The sequence below is a fragment of the Nocardioides sp. GY 10113 genome, assembly GCF_004919105.1.
Taxonomy (GTDB): Bacteria; Actinomycetota; Actinomycetes; order Propionibacteriales; family Nocardioidaceae; genus Nocardioides.
This window is the reverse complement of the sequence record NZ_STGK01000004.1, coordinates 341,003-359,225: the sequence shown is the minus strand read 5'-3', so window position 1 is coordinate 359,225 and position 18,223 is coordinate 341,003. Positions and strand designations below refer to the sequence as shown.

The following is an 18,223-nucleotide window of genomic DNA, read 5'->3' as shown; positions in this document are numbered from 1 at the left end:
GCATCGAACAGCTTGAACGACTTCGACTGCGCCACCGCACCGTCGGTGCCCTTGTCGGTCACCCTCGGCGCCGTGCCGTCGACCGCGAAGGTGAAGGAGCCCGTGCTGGCGATGTTGCCCGCCACGTCCTGGGAGTTGTAGCGCAGGGTGTAGGTGCCGTCCGCGAACCGCGCCGGCACCTCGAGCGAGTCCCCCTTCGCCTGGAACGAGCTGAGGAGCGAGCCGCCCTGGTAGACGTTGCCGACGGTCTTCGCGACCTGGTGGTTGTCAGTGGAGGACAGCGCGAACACGTGGCCGGGACGGATCAGCACCGAGCCGTTGAGCAGGGTGGTGACCGGCCTCTCGAAGTCGCACACGTACGACTCCGGCACGTCGACGATCGTGCGGGTCTCCACCACCTGGGGCCACCCGGCCGGGGCGTTGCGCACCCACGCCGCCTGGGCGAGATCGGCGGTCCCGGCCGGATCGCCGTTGTAGTACACCGTCGCCGACGAGGCCGGCACGTAGTCCGGATTCGGGACCTCGATGGTCTCCGCACCCTGCGCGGCGACGGTGACCGTCTCCTGCCAGGCCGCAGTGACCTCGCGCTCCTCGGTCCGGACGTTGCCGGTCGCCACCCAGCCCGATGCGGGGTTGGGCGAGAAGTCGGCCTGCTTCCACTCCGGGGCGTTGCCGCGGTGGGAGAACTCGCGCTCGACAACCACGGTCTCGTAGACGGCCGGGTGCTGCACGACGGTGCTGGACGCCGGCACGTAGTCCGGGTTCGCGACCTCGAGCGTCGGCGACCCCACGGCAGGGATGCTGACGGTCTTGGCGAAGCGCGACTCGGTGTGGGTGACGGCGGGGACGGTCTCGATCAGCCGGGGCGAGTCGGCGGAGCAGGCCTGCTCGACGGCGGCCGCCGAGGGGGCCGGGTGCGCCAGGGCGAGCGACGTCACGCCGGTGCTCAGCACGGCGGAGAGGGCAAGGCTGTACTGCATGAGGGACGCTCCTTGAGCGGGTACCGACTGGACCCGGACCTCGAGAGCGTTGCCTCCGGGGTAGTTGCTGGACCGTCCAACGCCCGAAGCCGATCGAAGTTACTGCCGCAACCCCCAGATGGGTGAGATCCGAACTGCGGGCAGGCGACGCCGCCGCGGCTGTCACGCTTCCCCACCGCCTCCGCGGCCGGCTCCGCGGAGAGCAGAGAGGTGGCATCCCGAACCGCCACGAGGGAGCGGCCGATCGCACGTCCGTCACGTGCGGCACGGCCCGGGGCGAGCGTCCCCGACGGCCGGTCGCCGCGGCCCCCGCGAGGCAGCGGCCCGCCAGTAGCGCGAACGTCGGCCGTGGACCCGTCGCCGCCCCGAGCGCCTGGGTGACCAGGCTCTCCGCCAGGACCGCGACCACCCCGGCCAGCTCGAGCACGGGCAGCGCGGGCGCGGGCGCGGGCCTGACGCCCAGGGTTTCGACGCCGACCACCCGCCAGGCCGGAGGTGCGTCGGCTGTCGATCCAGCCGCGGGCCCACCCTGGCGCGCCCGCCCGAACGCGAGTAGACAGGGAGGACCGGCGGTGCCGGCCGGGCACTGCCCCCGCCCCGAGAGGAGAGCGCCGTGCACGCACGCTCCACGACATTCCACGGCAGGCCCGGCAACATCGATGCCGGCATCGCCTTCGTCAGGAACGAGGCCTGGCCGGCGCTCGAGCGGATCGAGGGCTGCCGCGGGATCTCACTGCTGGTCGACCGCCAGACCGGACAGTGCATCGCGACCAGCTCGTGGGCCTCGCAGGAGGCGATGCACGCCAGCGACGCCGCGCTGCGACCGATCCGCGACCGCGGACGCGACATCCTCGGCGCCACCATGGAGATGGACGAGTGGGAGATCGCCGTCATGCACCGCACCCAGCACGGCGCCTGCTGCCGGGTCAGCTGGATGGAGGGCGACGTGCCCTCGATGCTGGAGACGCTCCGGGTCGGCGTACTCCCGGCGCTGGAGCAGACCGACGGGTTCTGCGGCGTCAGCGTGCTGGTCAACCGGGCGGACGGGCTCGGCTGCGCGACGACCGTGTGGGACTCCCACACCGCGATGGAGGCCAGCAGGGCCATGGCCGACGACCTGCGCGACCGGACCGCGAGCGAGGCCGGCGGAATGGTCGCCGAGGTGCACGAGTACGACCTGGCCTACGCGCACCTGCACGTGCCCGAGATGGCGTGAGCCCTGAGGCGTGCGTCGGGGCCGGGCAACGGCCAGGGTCGTGTGCCTGAGGACGACTGCTGAGTAGGTCTCAGGCACACGACCGCGACTAGACCAGCGCCACGGGCAGGCGCTCGTACCCCCGCAGGATCCGGGTCCGCCGCCGCTCGGCCCCCTGCGCGACGGCGAGGTCCGGGTACCGCTCGTGCAGCGCCCGCAGCGCCACCTCGCCCTCCATCCGGGCCAGCGCGGCGCCGAGGCAGTAGTGGCGGCCGCCGGAGAACGAGAGGTGCTCGCCGGCGTTCTCCCGGGTCACGTCGAACCGGTGCGGGTCCGCGAACACCTCCGGGTCGCGGTTGGCCGCGGCCAGCACCGTGGTGACCACCGCACCCCGACGCAGAGGGGTGCCCGCGATCTCGGTGTCCCGGGCCACCGTCCGGCCAGTGAGCAGCACCGGCGGGTCGTAGCGCAGCACCTCGTCGACCGCTCGGCCCCACGACGCGTCGCCGGCCAGCAGCGCCTTGCGCTGCTCGGGGTGCTCGGCGAGCAGCGCGACGCCGCTGCCGATGAGGTTGACCGTGGTCTCGAAGCCAGCAGCCAGCACCAGACCGGCGGTGGCGATCAGCTCGTCGTCGGACAGCGCGGAGCCGTCGTCGTCGCGGGCCGCGACGAGCTCGCTGAGCAGGTCGTCGCCGGGCGCGCGGCGGACCGCCTCCACGTGGTCCTGCAGCCACCGGTCGAACTCCCGCAGGCCCCGCTCCACCCGGAGGAACTCCGGCAGGGAGAGCCCGATGTCCAGGCTGGGCGCGACCGCCGCCCCGAAGTGCCGCACGACGTCGCGCTCGTGTGCCGGGACCCCGAGGATCTCGCAGATCACGGTGACGGGCAGGAGCGCGGCATAGCCGTCGATCAGGTCCACCGGCCGACCGCCTGCCGCCGCGGACGCGGCCGCGATGTCGTCGAGCAGCCCGGCGGCGACCTCCTCGGTGCGCGTCTGGAGCCGCTGCACCGCGCGGACCGTGAAGACCCGGGTGACCAGCTTGCGCATCCGGGTGTGGTCGGGCGGTTCGGTGGCCAGCAACGAGGGCGGCTCGAGCGGGCCCTTCGGCGCGGCGCTCACCCCCCAGCGGAACAGCCGGGCGAGCGCGGTGTCGGCCGGCAGCCCGATCCCGACCTGCACGTCCGGGCTGGTCAGGGTCTCGCGGACCACAGCGTGCCGGGCGGTGGTCCAGGCGAAGTGACCCCGGTAGAAGGGACCGGCGGCGCGGATCTCGTCGAACAGGTCGAGCGGGAGCACCTGGGACTCACGGCTGGCCTGCATCCCCCGCGCCTGCAGGTCACCGCGCCGCGCCCGGCCTGCCATCGCGGTGCTGGGCAGGGCGTGGCCGAGCCCCCACCGGGTGACGGCCCGCGCGGGCGAGGTGACGCGGTCCCGGATGCTCACCCCGCCAACAATAGGCGCGAATCCGCGTCGCAGATATCCGCGTGACGCACACCACAGACCGGCACCGTCCCGCTCGACGTGCAGGCACGGCCCGACCGCGGCGCCCAGGGCGACCGCGATCGGCCACCACTCCGTTCTCGGCCTGGCTAGACTCGCAGGGATGTCGTCCCCAGAGAGCAGTGCCTTCGGCCCGATCCTCGGTGAGATCGACCTGCACCTGGTCAGCGAGGGCCGCCATGAGCAGCTCTGGCAGGTGCTCGGTGCGCGCGTCCGCACCCTGCCCGACCCGGTCACCGGCGACCCCGTCGACGGCACCAGCTTCGCGGTCTGGGCGCCGAACGCCCGGGCCGTCTCGGTGGCCGGCGACTTCAACGGCTGGGACGGCAACGCCCACCCGCTGACCGGACCGCACGGTCCGGGTGTCTGGGAGACCTTCGTGCCGGGCGTCGCCTCCGGCGCGACGTACCAGTTCCTGGTGCACGGCGCGGACGGCGTGTGGCGCTACAAGGCCGACCCGATGGCGGGCTACGCCGAGCAGCCGCCGGCACGCGCCTCCCGCGTCTTCGCCTCCGAGCACACCTGGACCGACGACGAGTGGATGGCCGCCCGGGCGTCGAAGACCGCCGTGTTCGAGCCGATGTCGGCCTACGAGATGCACCTGGCGTCGTGGAAGCGGCACCCCGACGGCACGCTGTGGAGCTACGACGAGCTGGCCGCGGAGCTGCCCGGCTACCTGGCCGACCTCGGGTTCACCCATGTCGAGCTGATGCCGGTGATGCAGCACCCCTTCGGCGGCTCCTGGGGCTACCACGTGACGTCGTACTACGCCCCCGACTCCCGCTTCGGCGACCCCGACGGGTTCCGCCGGCTGGTCGACGCGCTGCACCGGGCCGGGATCGGCGTGATCCTGGACTGGGTGCCCGGCCACTTCGCCACCGACGAGTGGGCGCTGGTCCGCTTCGACGGCACGGCGCTCTACGAGCACCCCGACCCGCACCGCGGCTGGCATCCCGAGTGGGGCTCGCACATCTTCGACTTCGGCCGCCCCGAGGTCCGCAACTTCCTGGTCGCCAACGCGCTCTACTGGCTCGAGGAGTTCCACGCCGACGGGCTGCGCGTCGACGGCGTCGCCTCCATGCTCTACCTCGACTACGCCCGCTCCGACGGCGAGTGGACCCCGAACGTGCACGGCGGTCGGGAGAACCTGGAGGCCGTCCAGCTGCTCCAGGAGCTCAACGCCACCGTCTACAAGCGCAACCCGGGCGTGGCCACGGTGGCCGAGGAGTCCACCGCCTGGCCGGGCGTCACCGCGCCCACCTCCGCCGGCGGCCTCGGCTTCGGGTTCAAGTGGAACATGGGCTGGATGCACGACACGCTGACCTACCTGCAGCGTGAGCCCGTGCACCGTGCCTACCACCACGGCGAGATGACCTTCACGCTCGTCTACGCCCACTCCGAGAACTACGTGCTGCCGCTCAGCCACGACGAGGTCGTGCACGGCAAGGGGTCGCTGCTGCGCAAGATGCCCGGCGACCGGTGGCAGCAGCACGCCAACCTGCGCGCCCACCTCGCCTGGATGTGGGCCCACCCGGGCAAGCAGCTGGTCTTCATGGGCACCGAGCTGGCCCAGTCCTCGGAGTGGGCCGAGGCCCGCGAGCTGGACTGGTGGCTGCTGCAGTACCCCGAGCACCGCGGCAACCGGGACCTGGTCCGCGACCTCAACCGCGTCTACGTCGACACCCCGGCGCTGTGGCGTCGCGACAACGACCCCGACGCCTTCGCCTGGATCGACGCCAACGATGCCGGCCGCAACGTCTTCTCCTTCGTCCGGTACGACGACGCCGGCGAGCCGCTGGTCTGCGTGGCCAACTTCGCGGCCGTGCCGCACGAGGACTACCGGGTCGGCCTGCCCCGCGCCGGCGCGTGGGACGAGGTGCTCAACACCGACGCGGCGTCGTACGGCGGATCCGGCACCGGCAACCTGGGGCGCGTCGAGGCGGTGGACGGCACGGCGCTGGAGTCCCGGGCCCCCGGCGGCAGCCCGGCGTACGCGACCGTGGTGCTACCGCCCCTGGCGGTGCTCTGGCTGCGTCCGGCCTAGGGTGGCCCGCGTGCCCGACCAGCCCGACCAGCCCGCCACACGCCTGACCCGCATCGAGCACGACGTCGCCCGGATCACCTGGAGCGAGGACCTCACCGCGCGCGGCTGGCAGGCCGCCGCCGACGTGGTCCGCCGCGAGGTGGCGGCGGCGCTGGTCGAGCAGCACCGCGTGGAGGCGAAGGTCCGCGTCGACGACGCTGTCGGGCAGCGGGTCGCCACCTGGTCCGGGCTGCACCGCGAGGGGATCGAGCGCCGCCGCGACGGCGACCTGGTCGTCTACGCGCGGCTGGCCGACGACGTGGCGCTCAACGAGCCGGGCGGCTTCCGGGCGCTGCTCAACTCCTTCCTGCCGCGCAAGCGGGCGATCGCGCAGATGCTGGTCCGCGACGAGTCCGGCGGCGAGCCCCGGGTGCTGCTCTGCCGCCTGACCTACAAGGCCGACTGGGACCTGCCGGGCGGGGTCGTCGAGGTCAACGAGTCGCCGCGCCTCGCGGTCGGCCGCGAGGTGACCGAGGAGCTCGGGCTCACCCTCGAGCCCGGCCGGCTGCTGCTGACCGACTGGCTGCCGCCGTGGGGCGGCTGGGACGACGCCGTCGGCCTGGTCTTCGACGGCGGCCGGCACCCGGCCTCGCTGATCGACGCCGTGGTCCCCCAGGAGCGGGAGATCCGGTCAGCGGCGTTCTGCACCCTCGAGGAGATCGAGGAGCGGGCCGCCGACTTCACCGCCCGCCGGATCCGGGCCGCGTTGGCCGCCCTCGACGGCGGCGCGACCTACACCGAGTCGGGGCGCTGACGCCCGCTCGGCGCGGCTCCTCCCTGCGGCGCCGGGACGCAGGGCGACCAGCACGCCGAGCACCAGCACCGCGCCGCCGACCAGCTCGCCGACCGAGGGCCGCTCACCGAGCAGCAGCCAGGCCGACCCCATCGACACCGGCGGCACCAGCAGCACCCACGGCACCACCGCCGCCGAGGGGTGCCGGGCCAGCAGCCCGTTGAAGATGCCGTAGCCGACGAGCGAGGCGAGCACCGCCGTGTAGAGCGTGGAGACGGCGGCATGACCGTCGAACGCCGCGGCCGCCTCGGCGAGGACGCCCGGTCCGTCGAGGAGGACCGAGAGCAGCGCCAGTGGCACCGGCACCACCAGCGCGGACCACACGGTCAGCGCCAACCCGCCGGTGGCCCCCGAGGCCCGGGAGACCACGTTCCCGATCGCCCACATCAGGGCGGCGATCAGGCAGAGCCCCAGGGCCAGCAGCGGCACGTGGCCGCCGCGCCCCACGGCGACGACGCCGAGCCCGACGGCGCCGAGCAGCACACCGAGCGACTGGCGCCGGGTCGGCCGTTCGCCCAGCACCAGGGCGGCGATGACGATGGTCAGCACCACCTGGGTCTGCAGCACCAGCCCGGCGAGGCCGGCCGGCATGCCGGCGTGCATCGAGACGTAGAGGAAGCCGAACTGGCCCAGCGACATGAAGGCGCCGACGGCGAGGATGGTCCGCCACGGCACCCGCGGCCGCGGGATCAGGAAGATCGCGGGCACCAGCACCGCGAGGAACCGGATCGCCAGGAAGAGCAGCGGCGGCACCTCGCCCATCCCCCAGTCGATCACCACGAAGTTGAAGCCCCAGATCGTCGCCACGAGGGCGGCCAGGAGGGTGTCGCGTCGGTTCACGGAGCCACCCTCCCCCGCGCCATCGTGAAGCACCAGCGAATTGATATGCACCTCTTCATGTAGCGTTGCTGCATGATCGACCTGGATGCCCTGGCCGCGCTGCGCGCCGTCGCCGCCGAGGGCTCCGTGGTCGCCGCGGCCCGCGCCACCGGGTTCACCCCGAGCGCGGTCTCCCAGCAGGTCAAGCGCCTGGAGCGGCAGACCGGCGTGCCACTGCTGGAGCGGGTGGGCCGCGGGGTGATGCTGACCAGCCACGGCCAGCACTTGGTCGACGCCGGGGCACGGCTGCTCGCGGACCTGGAGGAGATCGAGTCCGGGCTGCAGCGGCGCACCGGCGCCGTGGCGGGTCGGTTCCGGCTCGCGGCGTTCTCCACGGCGATCCGCGGCCTGGTCGCGCCGGTGGTCCGCGACCTCGCGGCGGCGCACCCCGACCTCGAGCTGGTGCTCGACGAGCGCGAGCCCTGGGACACCGTCGACCTCGTCGCCTCCGGACAGGCCGAGCTCGGGATCGTGCACCGGTGGGGCGGCGTACCGCTGGCGGTGCCGGAGCACCTGGTCAGCACGCCGGTCGCGCGCGACCTGGCCGACCTGGTCGTGCACCGCGAGCACCCGCTCGCCCGCGCCGCCACGGTGACGCCGCACGACCTGGTCGACGTGCCGTGGATCGCCACGCCCGAGGGCACCATCTGCCGCCAGTGGCTGCACCGGATGTACGACGGCACCGGCCGCCCGCCGCGCGTCGCGCACGTCTCGGGCGAGTTCGAGTCCCACCTCGCCCTGGCCGCCGCCGGACTCGGCGTGGCGCTGGTCCCGCGTCTCGGCCGCGGGCCGCTCGACCCGGACCTGGTCGCGGTCGAGGTCACCGACCCGGTGCCCACCCGGCTGGTGGACGCGCTGCACCGGCGGACGATGGCCGACTCCCCCGCCGTCGCCGCCGTGCTGGCGGCGTTCGCGCGGCTCGCCACCGATTGACGCGCGCCGGCACGGAGTCCCGCCGGCTCGCGGGCTCAGGCGGCGTCGAGGACCTCGCGGGCCAGCATGGTCGCGCCCGCCACCGCGGCCGGCATCACCAGGATCCCGCCGAACGGCACCAGGAAGCACGCCTGGACGGCGACGCCGAAGCCCAGCATGCTCCCGCCGTGACCTTCCAGCAGCGCGGCCTGCTCGGCGCGGCCCATCCCGCGCGCCTCCAGCGGCCGCGAGACCAGCTCCCGGGCCAGCAGCCAGCCCGCGACGGCGATGCCGACCACCACGCCGGCGACCGTGCCGACCAGCGGCAGCAGCCCCACCACGAACACCCCGATCGTCAGCACGAAGCCGAGCCCGGCCAGGGCCAGCCCGTCGCGGGCTCCCCGCCACCAGCCGAGCCCCTCGGACGGCGCCGGACCGCCGAGCATCGCCTCCACCTCGGACCAGATCCGCTCGTAGAAGGGGTCCCCGACCGCCAGGGTCAGGCCGGTGAAGGTGACCACCCCGAGGAACCCGGCCCCGAACAGGCCACCGATGTAGAGCGCGGCCCGGAAGACCGTCCGGGCCGCCGGGTCCCAGCCGTCGGCGAACGGCGTCGCCCAGCCGACCAGGTCGTCGAGCCACACGACGAGAGCGACGAGCAGCAGCGCCATCGCGCAGGCGACGATCAGCGCCGGGACCATGCCGAGCAGCATCAGCCCGGGACGCCGGCGCCACAGCGCGAGGCCGCGGCCGAGGAAGGCGGCGCCGTGCGCCACCCCCTGCAGCCGCGACGCGCCCGCCGGGCCCACCGGTCTCAGAAGAGCGCCGAGGCGAGCGCCTGGCGCCCCTTGAGCACGCGGGGGTCGTCGGTGCCGACGGCCGCGAAGAGCCGGACCAGGTGCTCGCGGGCCCGGTCCCGGTCCTTGTCCGCGGTGCGGCGCACGAGCTCGACGAGGCGGGCGAAGGAGTCCTCCACGTGGCCACCGAGCAGGTCCAGGTCGGCGACCATGATCTGGGCGTCGACGTCGTCGGGCGCGGCGGCAGCGGCGGCCCGGGCGGCGTTCAGGTCCACGCCCTGGGTGCGCTGCAGCAGCTGGGCCATCGCCAGGCCCGCAGCGGCCTCCGCGTCGGCCGGGTTGCCGTCGACCAGCTTCTGGTACTCCGCGACCGCGCCGTCGATGTCACCCGCCGCCAGCGCCTCCTGCGCGGGCGCGTAGCGGGGATCGGCCGCCGGCTCCTCGGCGTCGTCACCGCCGCCCTGGGGCAGGGGCTGGTGCCGCCCCGCGAAGCCCTGCGCGGTCAGCTGCTGGGCGAGCTGGTTGAACATCGCCCGGATGTCGTCGATCGGGGCCGCGCCCGGGATCGGCTGGGTCACCGGACGGCCGTCCAGGACGACCAGCATCAGGGGCTCAGCGATCGGGGGCAGCTGCATCGCCTGCGCGATCTGGGGTGAGGCGTCGACGTCGACGATCGCGGCGAGGAACCGGCCGTCGTACTCCCCCGCGACCTGGGCCACGTCGTCGGCGAAGCCGACGCTGGCCGGCGCCTGCGACGGGGAGATGAAGACGAGCACCACCGGGGCCGTCATCGAGGACTCGATCACCGGCTGGAAGTTCTGCACGTCCACCGCGACCGCGTACGCCGAGGCGGGGCCGCCTGCGGCCGACGGCCCACCGGCCGGCGCCGGCGGCGCGGCCGGACGCTTCAGGGAGGAGAGGTCGATCGCACCCGGGCGGGAGAACGGCTGCTGCGTCATGGCCGCCATCCTAGGCAGTGGCCCGGGCGCCTCGTCCCGGGGACCACGGGACGTCGCGACTCGGGTGCGCGGACGGCTCAGTTCGGCATCCGCGGACCGCGCAGTCCGGCGCGCTGGACCATCGCCTGGATCTTCCGGTCCCGTGCGGTCGGGTCCCCGACGAAGCGGATCTCGCGCAGCCCCTGGTCCTGGGCCGCGGACTCGAAGACGAAGTGGCCGAACCCCAGGATGCGGCCGTGCAGCGGCTGCTTCACGGAGATGTCGAGGATCCGGGCCAGCGGCATGGTGGCCAGGTCGCGCATGAACACGCCCTTCACCCGGAACACCCGCATGTTGGTGACCACGAACCGGTCGCGGTGCTCGCGCAGCGCGAGCAGGCAGGCCCGCAGCGCCGCGGCGACACCCAGCAGCATCAGCACCCAGGCGCTGTCGATGCCGACGAAGAGGCCCATCCCGAGCAGCACCACCGCCCCGACCGCCCAGACCATCGCCCGGAGGTAGGCGAACCAGTGCCGGTTCACCTCGAGGACGATGACCTCACCCTCGTCGCGCAGCAGGTGCTTGTTGACCTTCGGGTCACCGAGCCACGAAACGAACCCCATGCTCGGCCCCGGCCCGGTCTCAGCCCAGGGCGTTGATGAAGTCGATCAGGCCCGTGAAGAGCTGCTGGATCAGGTCCCACGCAGCGACCGCGCCGGTCTTCGTCATCTCCGCCAGGCCGTTGGGGTCGGTGAACATCCAGAAGCCCACGAAGACGATCACCACGACAGCGATCAGCTTCTTGGCGTCCATGTGGTCTCCATCTCCCGATCGGACGGCGCCGCCCCGAGCGGGCAGTCGTCATCGACGTTTCTAGCAGCACCGGTCGCCGGCTGGGGGCAGGCGCGCCCGCATCGCAAAATGGTTTGCGATCCCCGGGGGCCTGGTGAACCCTGGGGTCGCCGCAGCTCTGCGGCGAATCGAGAGGAGTGTGCCATGTCGACGACTGTGCGCGGCCTGCCCGCCATCCACCTCCCCTCGACCACCCGGAGCACCCGCCGTGACACATCGGCACACCCACGACGCTGACCTTTCCCACCTCCCCCGCGCCCGTCCCCGCCCGCAGCACGCCGGCGGCCCGACCGGCCCCGATCCGGCCGGCCCCGATCCGATCGACGTCGATCCGCGGTTCGTCATCGACTACGTCGCCTACGACGACCTCGACGACGGGCAGCGCTGGTCCACGTGGCTCGACGTCGAGCCGCTGTGCCGCGGCCCGGAGCCCCGCCCCGACTGGGTGGTCACCTCGCAGGGCGCGATCGACACCGACCTCGGCATCCTGAAGACCGGCAAGGAGGCCGACGTCTTCCTGCTGGAGCGCGCCGACCCGCACGACCCGCAGGCCTCGGTGGTGATGGCGGCCAAGCGGTACCGCGCACCCAAGCACCGGGCCTTCCACCGCTCCGCCGCCTACACCGAGGGACGCAGCATGAAGCGCTCCCGGGACCGGCGGGCGGTGGATCGCAAGAGCACCTTCGGGCGCCAGGTCGCCGCCGGCGAGTGGGCCGTCTCCGAGTGGGGCGCCCTGGTCCGGTGCTGGAACCTCGGCCTGCCGGTCCCCTACCCGGTCCAGATCGACGGCACCGAGCTGCTCCTGGAGTGGATCTCGGTCACCGAGGACGGCGAACGGCACACCGCGCCGCGGCTGGCGCAGACGCGGCCGGAGGCCGACCTGCTGGCCTGGTACCTGGAGCAGCTGCGCACGGCGATGACGACCCTCGCGGCCGCCGGTCTCGCGCACGGCGACCTGTCGCCGTACAACATCCTGGCCGCGGGCGAGCGCCTGGTGATCATCGACCTCCCGCAGGTGGTCGACCTGGCCGGCAACCCGGCCGGCTTCGACTTCCTGCTGCGCGACTGCACCAACGTCGCCACCTGGTTCACGCGACGCGGCCTGGAGGTCGACCCGCAGGAGCTGTTCGGGGAGCTGGTCGCCGCGGCCTACTGACCGCACCCCGCCGACTTGGGCTTTGTGGCGCCTCGACTCGCGACTTGTGGTCCAGGGACCCGCGGGCGGGCTGCCACAAAGCCCAACTCGGCCCACCACAAACCCCAACTCGCGCTAGAAGCCGTTGGCCCGGGTGCGGGCCGGCGCCTTCGGGGCGCGCAGCCACGCCCTGAAGAAGCCGCCGAGCCGGCGGCCCGAGACCTTCTCGGCGAGCGCGATGAACTCACCCGTGCGGACCGTGCCGTCGGCGTGCTTCGCCGCCCACCGGCGCAGCAGGGTGCGGAAGTCGGCCGCGCCGATCCGGTGCCGGAGGGCGGCCAGCGTCATCCCGCCGCGCAGGTAGACCGGCTCGGCGAAGATCCGGTCCGGCCCGGGGTCGGCGATATCGACCTTCCAGAAGGACCGGAGGCCGCGGAGCGCGTCGTGGTTGCGTCGCATCCACCGCTGGGTGCTCAAGCCGCCGTGGGCCTCGCGGTAGCGCGCCTCGAGATAGGTGGCGAAGCCCTCGTTGAGCCAGATGTCGCGCCACCGGTCGACGGCGACGCTGTCGCCGAACCACTGGTGCGCCAGCTCGTGCACCTGCGTCGAGGCGTCGATCCAGCCGCCGTAGGTCGGCCGCGTCTGGTTCTCCAACGCGAAGCCCGCCGGGAGCGTCGTGACCAGGCCGCCGGTGCTGTCGAACGGGTAGGGCCCCAGCTCGGTCTGCAGCCAGTCGGTCACCCTGCCGGCCCGGCGCAGCACCGTCCACAGCCGCTGGCGCTTCGCCGCGCCGAAGCCGCGGGAGACCGCGCTGGTCACCGGGATGCCGGCGGGCGAGGTGCCGGTGCGCACCTGGAAGTCGCCGGCGGCGAAGAAGGCCAGGTACGTCGCCATCGGGTCCGCCATCCGCCACCGCGTGGTGGCGGTGCCGTCGCCGTTGTCCTCGCGCGCGATCCGCCGCCCGTTGCTCAGCACGGTCTTGTCGTCATCGGTGGTGATCGCGATGTCGAACGTCGCCTTGTCCCGCGGGTGGTCGTTGGCGGCGAACCACCACGCGGCCATGTGCGGCTGGTTCATGGTCACCACCTCGCGGGCGTTGGCCAGCCAGTTCCGCTCACCGCGCCAGGAGTACGCCGACGGGTCGTCGTCGTACTCGACGACCACCTCGAAGCGCTGACCGCGGTCGATCGCCGTCGCGGGCGTGACGACGAGCTCGTGCGCGCCGGAGACGAACCCCGCGTCCACACCGTCGACCCGGACCGCGGTGGCCTCCAGCAGCAGGTCCAGGTGGAACGAGGCGAGGTCCTGCCGGGCTCGGATCCGCAGCGTGGTGCTGCCGCTGAGCCGCGGGCGCACCCCGCTGCGGGCGAAGGCGTAGGTGTCGTCGATGTCGTAGTGCAGGACGTCGATGCCGCCGTTGCCGTCGAGGCGGTAGTACGGATCGCCGATCCCCGCCGCACCCGCCGTCGAGTCCTGCGCGGCCCGCGCCTGGGCGCCGGACCGCTGCTCCGGCGAACCCGCCGGCTCCGCCGAGCAGCTCAGCGCCGAGCTCGCGACCGCGATCGCGGCGACGACAGCGGTCAGCCCCGCCAGCCTGGCCCGCGGCAGGCGCCGCGCCCTCCCGATGCCCCACTCCCCGTTCCGCACCGGCTCAACCTAACCCCGCCGCGGCCCGCGAACCGGCCATCGCCGTCACTGCGCCGGCGCGCCGGTGCGCCGCCGCACCGGCGCGTCAGCCCGCGAGCCGGGACGGCCGCGCGGTGATCACGGACCGGTAGTGGTCGAGCAGCTGGTCGCCGATCACATGCCAGGAGCGCTGCTGGACGCTCGCCAGCGCCGCGTGCCCCATCCGCGCCCGCAGGTCGTCGTCCTCGACGAGGCGGTCGACCGCGTCGGCCAGCGCCCGCCCGTCCCCGGGACGGTAGAGCAGGCCGGTGACGCCGTCGGTCACCACGTCGATCGGCCCGCCCGAGGCCGGCGCCACCACCGGCACGCCCGAGGCGAGCGCCTCCTGCGCGGCCTGACAGAAGGTCTCGTGCCGTCCGGTGTGGACGAAGACGTCCAGCGAGGCGTAGGCGCGACTGAGGTCCTCACCGTGCAACAGCCCCAGGAACCGCGCGCCCGGTCCGAGCAACGACCGCAGCCGCTCCTCCTCCGGGCCGCCGCCGACCACCACCAGGGCGTAGCGCGGGTCGGCGCTGATCCGCGCCAGCAGCTCGAGCTCCTTCTCCGGGGCCAACCGCCCGACGTAGCCGACGAGCACCGGGCGGCCGCCGCCGAGCTCCCGGCGCAGCCCGGGGTCGCGGTGGCCCGGGTGGAACGCCGAGAGGTCCACGCCGCGGGCCCATCGGCGTACCGCTGGGACGCCGAGGCGGCGCAGCTGGGCGATGCTGGCACTGGAGGGCGCCAGGGTGAGGTCGACCTGGCCGTGGATCCTGCGGGTCAGCACCGCCGCCGCCCGGGCACCACCGGGCACGTCGTACCGCTCGGCGAAGCCGACCAGGTCGGTCTGGTAGATCGCGACCGTCGGGATGCCGAGCTCGCCGGCCGCCCGCGCCGCCTGGTAGCCCAGGGTCGCCGGCGAGGCGATGTGCACCACGTCGGGGCGGCACCGCTCCATCAGCGCCCGTAGGCGACGCCGGGTCTCCAGGCCGAGTCGGAAGTCCGGGTAGAAGGGCAGGTTCGCGCCGCGCGCCCGGATCACCGGGAAGCCGGCGTAGGTCGGCGGTCCTGTGGGGGCGACCAGGGTGGCCGTGTGCCCGGAGGCGGCGAGGTGCTCGAGCACCCGGCGCACCGAGTTCGTCACCCCGTTGACCTGCGGCAGGAAGGACTCGGCGACCACCAGCACCCGCAGCCCCGGCCGCACCGTCCCTCCCCGGCTCCACACCCGTCGAGTCATGGCACGGACGCTAGGCACGCGGCCCGAACGTCGAGCCGCGACGACGCGAGGACAGCGTGACGACCCGGTGAACGCCGCGCACCGACGACGGCGTCGCGACGGCCCGTGCGGGCCGAGAGTGGTCTAGTCCGGTGCGGCGGCGAGCTGCCCGCAGGCGCCGTCGATCTCCTGGCCGCGGGTGTCGCGGACGGTCGTCGGGATGCCGTGGGACTCCAGCCGGCGGACGAACTCCCGCTCGTCCGCGGGGTCCGAGGCGGTCCACTTCGAGCCCGGGGTCGGGTTGAGCGGGATCAGGTTCACGTGCACCCAGCCCCAGTCGCCGTAGGAGTTGAGCACCTCGGCGAGGAGGTCGGCGCGCCACGCCTGGTCGTTGATGCCGCGCATCATCGCGTACTCGATGGAGACCCGACGCTTGGTCTTCTCGGCGTACTGCCAGGCGGCCTCGACCGTCTCTGCGACCGAGAACCGGGTGTTGATCGGGACCAGCTCGTTGCGCAGCTCGTCGTCGGGAGCGTGCAGGCTGAGCGCCAGCGTGACCGGGATGCCCTCCTCGGCCAGCTGCTTGATCCGCGGCACCAGGCCGACGGTGGAGACGGTGACGCCGCGGGCGGACATGCCCAGCCCGTCGGGCGCGGGGTCGGTCAGGCGTCGTACGGCGCCGATGACGGCCTTGTAGTTGGCCAGCGGTTCGCCCATGCCCATGAAGACCACGTTGGAGACACGGCCGGGGCCGCCGGCGATCTCGCCGCGGTCCAGCGCCCGGGCGCCGGCGAGCACCTGCTCGACGATCTCAGCGGTCGACATGTTCCGCTGCAGGCCGCCCTGGCCGGTCGCGCAGAACGGGCAGGCCATGCCGCAGCCGGCCTGGCTGGAGACGCACATCGTGACCCGGCCCGGGTACCGCATCAGCACCGACTCGACCAACGCGCCGTCGAAGAGCTTCCACAGCGTCTTGCGGGTCGTGCCCTTGTCGGCCTCGAGGGTGCGCAGCGGCGTCATCAGGTTCGGCAGCAGCGCGGAGACGAGCTCCTCGCGCTGCGCGGCCGGGAGGTCGGTCATCTGCTCCGGGTCGTCGACCAGTCGCGAGAAGTAGTGCGTGGAGAGCTGCTTGGCCCGGAAGCCGGGGACGCCGGCCTCGATCGCGAGCGCCTTGCGCTCCTCGGGCGTCAGGTCCGCCAGGTGCCGGGGTGGCTTCTTGCGGCCCCGCGGCTCACTGAGGACGAGGGGCAGCGCGCGAGGCTGCTCGGCGGGCTGCTCGGACGGGGCGGACGGCTCGGACATCACCTTCGATTCTCCCACCCTCGCGGCCCGATCACTAACTCACGAGGGATCGCCCGCGAGCACCGCTAGCTGTCGCGCGTGATCAGGAACCAGAGGACCACCGCGGCCACGCCGACCACCACGATCGCGGTCGACGCGCACCCGAGCAGCATGTACCGGGCGAACCGCCGCGTCCTCGTCGGCACCAGCAGCCCGAGCGGCACCACCAGGGTCAGCGCCACGAACGGGAACAGCTCCTCGCCACGGCTGGAGCCGACCAGAGACTTCAGCAGCGCGCCGTAGGCGCCCGGGACCACGATGATGAAGAGCATCCCCGTGTAGAAGCCCGCCAGCGGGCCGAAGACCGGGTGGTCGCGGTGCCACCAGTCCGGCCGCCGCCGGCGCCGTTCGCTGTCGGCATCGTCGCGTACGCCGGGCTCGTGGCCCTCCACGGCTCCCGGCTCCGGCCGGGGGTCCACCGTCCCCGCGCCGGCGGCGGTCGTCGGCACGTCGGTCACGTGAACACCCCGTAGTGCAGCAGCAGCCAGATCGGCGCGATCGTGGCCAGCAGGGAGTCGAGCCGGTCCATCAGGCCACCGTGGCCGGGGATCACCTGGCTCATGTCCTTGATCCCGAGGTCGCGCTTGATCACCGACTCGCACAGGTCGCCGAGCGTGGCCATCACCACGGCGATCAGGCCCAGGCAGACACCGACCCACCACGGCCCGTCGAGGAGGTAGACCACCAGCGCCCAGCCCGCGGCCACGCAAGCGATCGCCGACCCGGCGAAGCCCTCCCAGGACTTCTTCGGCGAGATCACCGGCGCCATCGGGTGCTTGCCGAAGAGCACGCCGGCGACGTAGCCGCCGATGTCGGAGGCGATGGTGACCAGGATGAAGGTCAGGATCCCGGCCACGCCCTCGTTGCCGAGGCCGCCGCCGCCCAGGCCGCCCTCGGCCAGCAACAGGGCCACGAACGAGCCCAGGAAGGGCACGTAGATCAGGATGAAGACCGACGCGGTGGCGTTCTTGACGTAGCCGTCGACCCCGCGGCGCAGCAGCCACAGCATGATCACCAGCGCGCTGACCGCGGTCGCGGTGACCAGCGCCTCGGCACCGAACAGGTAGGCGACGACCACCATCGTCACGCCGCCGACCATCAGCGGCTGCTCGGGCAGGTCGATGCCCTGGGCCAGCATCCCGCGGCGCAGCTCCCACACGGCGACCACCACGGCCGCCACGACCAGGACCATGAACGCCGGCTTCCAGAACAGCAGCGATCCGGCGATCGCGGCCAGCAGCACGACGGCCGAGGCGATCGCAGCCTTGAGGTCCCGGCCGGCGCGGCCGTGGTCCTTCGTCGGCGGGGCAGGATCGGTCGTCAAGGGTCCGCTCATGGTGGAGGTGGGGAAGCTGCCGGTCCTCAGACCTCGAGCAGCTCGGCTTCCTTGGCCTTCAGCAGCTCGTCGATCGAATCGCCGTGCTTCTTGGTCATGGCGTCCAGGCGCTTCTCGGCGCCGGTGACGTCGTCCTTGCCGACCTCGCCGTCCTTCTCGAGCTTCTCGAGGTTCTGCTTGGCCTTCTGCCGGACCTGGCGCACGGCGACCTTGCCGCCCTCCGCCTTCTCCTTGGCCAGCTTGATGAACTCCTTGCGGCGCTCCTCGGTCAGCTCGGGGAACACGCAGCGCAGGACCTTGCCGTCACTGGACGGGTTGACGCCGAGGTCGGAGTCGCGGATCGCCTTCTCGACGTTGTTGATGGCACCCACGTCGAAGGGCTGCACCAGGATGATCCGGGCCTCGGGCGCGGTGAACGAGGCGAGCTGCTGGATCGGGGTCGGGCTGCCGTAGTAGTCGACCAGGATCTTGCTGAACATGCTCGGGTGGGCGCGGCCGGCGCGGATCGCGGCGAACTCCTCGCGCGTCGCCTCGACCGACTTGGACATCTTGCCGTCGGCCTCGTTGAGGATGTCGTTGATCACCGGTGCTCCTTCGTCTCGT

The 18,223-nt window shown here is 73.2% G+C and carries 17 protein-coding genes and 1 pseudogene; 5 read left to right on the top strand and 13 right to left on the bottom strand.

Translation table 11 applies throughout. The annotated features are described in order from the left end of the window. Positions 1-980, bottom strand: a 980-nt coding sequence (locus E8D34_RS07765; protein ID WP_206056595.1) for a hypothetical protein, incomplete at its 3' end; no start/stop codon positions are given. 613 nt (positions 981-1,593) lie between these two features. Here E8D34_RS07765 and E8D34_RS07760 point away from each other — a divergent pair. Beyond that, the gene (locus E8D34_RS07760) at positions 1,594-2,196 is read left to right on the top strand and encodes a hypothetical protein (RefSeq protein WP_136594029.1); all 603 of its coding nucleotides are present in this window, start codon (positions 1,594-1,596) and stop codon (positions 2,194-2,196) included. 88 nt (positions 2,197-2,284) lie between these two features. On the opposite strand, the gene E8D34_RS07755 is transcribed toward E8D34_RS07760, so the two are convergent. Beyond that, positions 2,285-3,619: a cytochrome P450 gene (locus tag E8D34_RS07755; protein WP_240771211.1), complete on the bottom strand. Its 1,335-nt coding sequence runs from the start codon at positions 3,617-3,619 to the stop codon at positions 2,285-2,287. Between the two features lie 160 nt (positions 3,620-3,779). Between E8D34_RS07755 and glgB the strand changes: the two genes are divergently transcribed. Then, entirely contained in the window at positions 3,780-5,720 is a 1,941-nt protein-coding gene (glgB, locus tag E8D34_RS07750) for a 1,4-alpha-glucan branching protein GlgB (RefSeq protein WP_240771209.1), read from the top strand. Between the two features lie 10 nt (positions 5,721-5,730). After that, positions 5,731-6,513, top strand: coding sequence for an NUDIX hydrolase (locus E8D34_RS21305; RefSeq protein WP_240771207.1), 783 nt, complete (start codon positions 5,731-5,733; stop codon positions 6,511-6,513). A 51-nt stretch (positions 6,514-6,564) separates the two neighbouring features. On the opposite strand, the pseudogene E8D34_RS07740 reads toward E8D34_RS21305, so the two are convergent. Further along, positions 6,565-7,392 (bottom strand): annotated as a pseudogene (locus E8D34_RS07740) (EamA family transporter); the annotation flags it as partial. 72 nt (positions 7,393-7,464) lie between these two features. Between E8D34_RS07740 and E8D34_RS07735 the strand changes: the two are divergent. Beyond that, positions 7,465-8,364, top strand: a complete 900-nt coding sequence (locus E8D34_RS07735; RefSeq protein WP_136594026.1) for a LysR family transcriptional regulator — start codon at positions 7,465-7,467, stop codon at positions 8,362-8,364. Between the two features lie 35 nt (positions 8,365-8,399). Here E8D34_RS07735 and E8D34_RS07730 read toward each other — a convergent pair whose 3' ends face one another. From E8D34_RS07730 to E8D34_RS20715, 4 genes are all read right to left on the bottom strand, one after another. Continuing rightward, positions 8,400-9,152, bottom strand: a complete 753-nt coding sequence (locus tag E8D34_RS07730) for an EI24 domain-containing protein (RefSeq protein ID WP_136594025.1) — start codon at positions 9,150-9,152, stop codon at positions 8,400-8,402. Positions 9,153-9,157: 5 nt separating this feature from the next. Continuing rightward, positions 9,158-10,099 (bottom strand): tetratricopeptide repeat protein, encoded by a 942-nt coding sequence (locus E8D34_RS07725; RefSeq protein WP_136594024.1) that lies wholly within the window; start codon positions 10,097-10,099, stop codon positions 9,158-9,160. Positions 10,100-10,176: 77 nt separating this feature from the next. Further along, entirely contained in the window at positions 10,177-10,701 is a 525-nt protein-coding gene (locus E8D34_RS07720) for a PH domain-containing protein (RefSeq protein WP_136594023.1), read from the bottom strand. 19 nt (positions 10,702-10,720) lie between these two features. Next, positions 10,721-10,891: a hypothetical protein gene (locus tag E8D34_RS20715; protein ID WP_168929366.1), complete on the bottom strand. Its 171-nt coding sequence runs from the start codon at positions 10,889-10,891 to the stop codon at positions 10,721-10,723. Between the two features lie 247 nt (positions 10,892-11,138). Here E8D34_RS20715 and E8D34_RS07715 point away from each other — a divergent pair, with 247 nt between their 5' ends. Then, positions 11,139-12,086, top strand: coding sequence for an RIO1 family regulatory kinase/ATPase (locus E8D34_RS07715; protein WP_240771205.1), 948 nt, complete (start codon positions 11,139-11,141; stop codon positions 12,084-12,086). Between the two features lie 114 nt (positions 12,087-12,200). Here the strand turns inward: E8D34_RS07715 and E8D34_RS07710 are convergent, their stop codons facing one another. From E8D34_RS07710 to frr, 6 genes are all read right to left on the bottom strand, one after another. After that, entirely contained in the window at positions 12,201-13,712 is a 1,512-nt protein-coding gene (locus E8D34_RS07710) for a M1 family metallopeptidase (protein ID WP_136594022.1), read from the bottom strand. Between the two features lie 85 nt (positions 13,713-13,797). Beyond that, positions 13,798-14,964 carry a glycosyltransferase family 1 protein gene (locus E8D34_RS07700; protein ID WP_136594021.1) on the bottom strand — a complete coding sequence of 389 codons (1,167 nt, stop codon included), beginning with the start codon at positions 14,962-14,964 and terminating at the stop codon, positions 13,798-13,800. 123 nt (positions 14,965-15,087) lie between these two features. Next, complete coding sequence (rlmN, locus tag E8D34_RS07695) at positions 15,088-16,245, bottom strand: 23S rRNA (adenine(2503)-C(2))-methyltransferase RlmN (protein ID WP_136594020.1); 1,158 nt, start codon at positions 16,243-16,245, stop codon at positions 15,088-15,090. Positions 16,246-16,310: 65 nt separating this feature from the next. Beyond that, the gene (locus E8D34_RS07690) at positions 16,311-16,742 is read right to left on the bottom strand and encodes a hypothetical protein (protein ID WP_240771203.1); all 432 of its coding nucleotides are present in this window, start codon (positions 16,740-16,742) and stop codon (positions 16,311-16,313) included. Further along, a complete protein-coding gene (locus tag E8D34_RS07685) occupies positions 16,739-17,608 on the bottom strand; it encodes a phosphatidate cytidylyltransferase (protein WP_346763606.1) in 870 nt (289 codons plus the stop codon). The genes E8D34_RS07690 and E8D34_RS07685 overlap by 4 nt, the downstream gene beginning before the upstream one ends. A 38-nt stretch (positions 17,609-17,646) precedes the next feature. Further along, positions 17,647-18,201, bottom strand: coding sequence for a ribosome recycling factor (frr, locus tag E8D34_RS07680; RefSeq protein ID WP_206056606.1), 555 nt, complete (start codon positions 18,199-18,201; stop codon positions 17,647-17,649). Positions 18,202-18,223: the final 22 nt, after the last annotated feature.

Excerpts from the sequence above, each read along its gene's own strand:
- glgB (WP_240771209.1), top strand. The coding sequence starts at position 3,780 with ATGTCGTCCCCAGAGAGCAGTGCCTTCGGCCCGATCCTCGGTGAGATC.
- E8D34_RS07735 (WP_136594026.1), top strand. The coding sequence starts at position 7,465 with ATGATCGACCTGGATGCCCTGGCCGCGCTGCGCGCCGTCGCCGCCGAG.
- E8D34_RS07725 (WP_136594024.1), bottom strand. The coding sequence starts at position 10,099 with ATGACGCAGCAGCCGTTCTCCCGCCCGGGTGCGATCGACCTCTCCTCC.
- E8D34_RS07720 (WP_136594023.1), bottom strand. The coding sequence starts at position 10,701 with ATGGGGTTCGTTTCGTGGCTCGGTGACCCGAAGGTCAACAAGCACCTG.
- E8D34_RS20715 (WP_168929366.1), bottom strand. The coding sequence starts at position 10,891 with ATGGACGCCAAGAAGCTGATCGCTGTCGTGGTGATCGTCTTCGTGGGC.
- E8D34_RS07700 (WP_136594021.1), bottom strand. The coding sequence starts at position 14,964 with ATGACTCGACGGGTGTGGAGCCGGGGAGGGACGGTGCGGCCGGGGCTG.
- rlmN (WP_136594020.1), bottom strand. The coding sequence starts at position 16,245 with ATGTCCGAGCCGTCCGCCCCGTCCGAGCAGCCCGCCGAGCAGCCTCGC.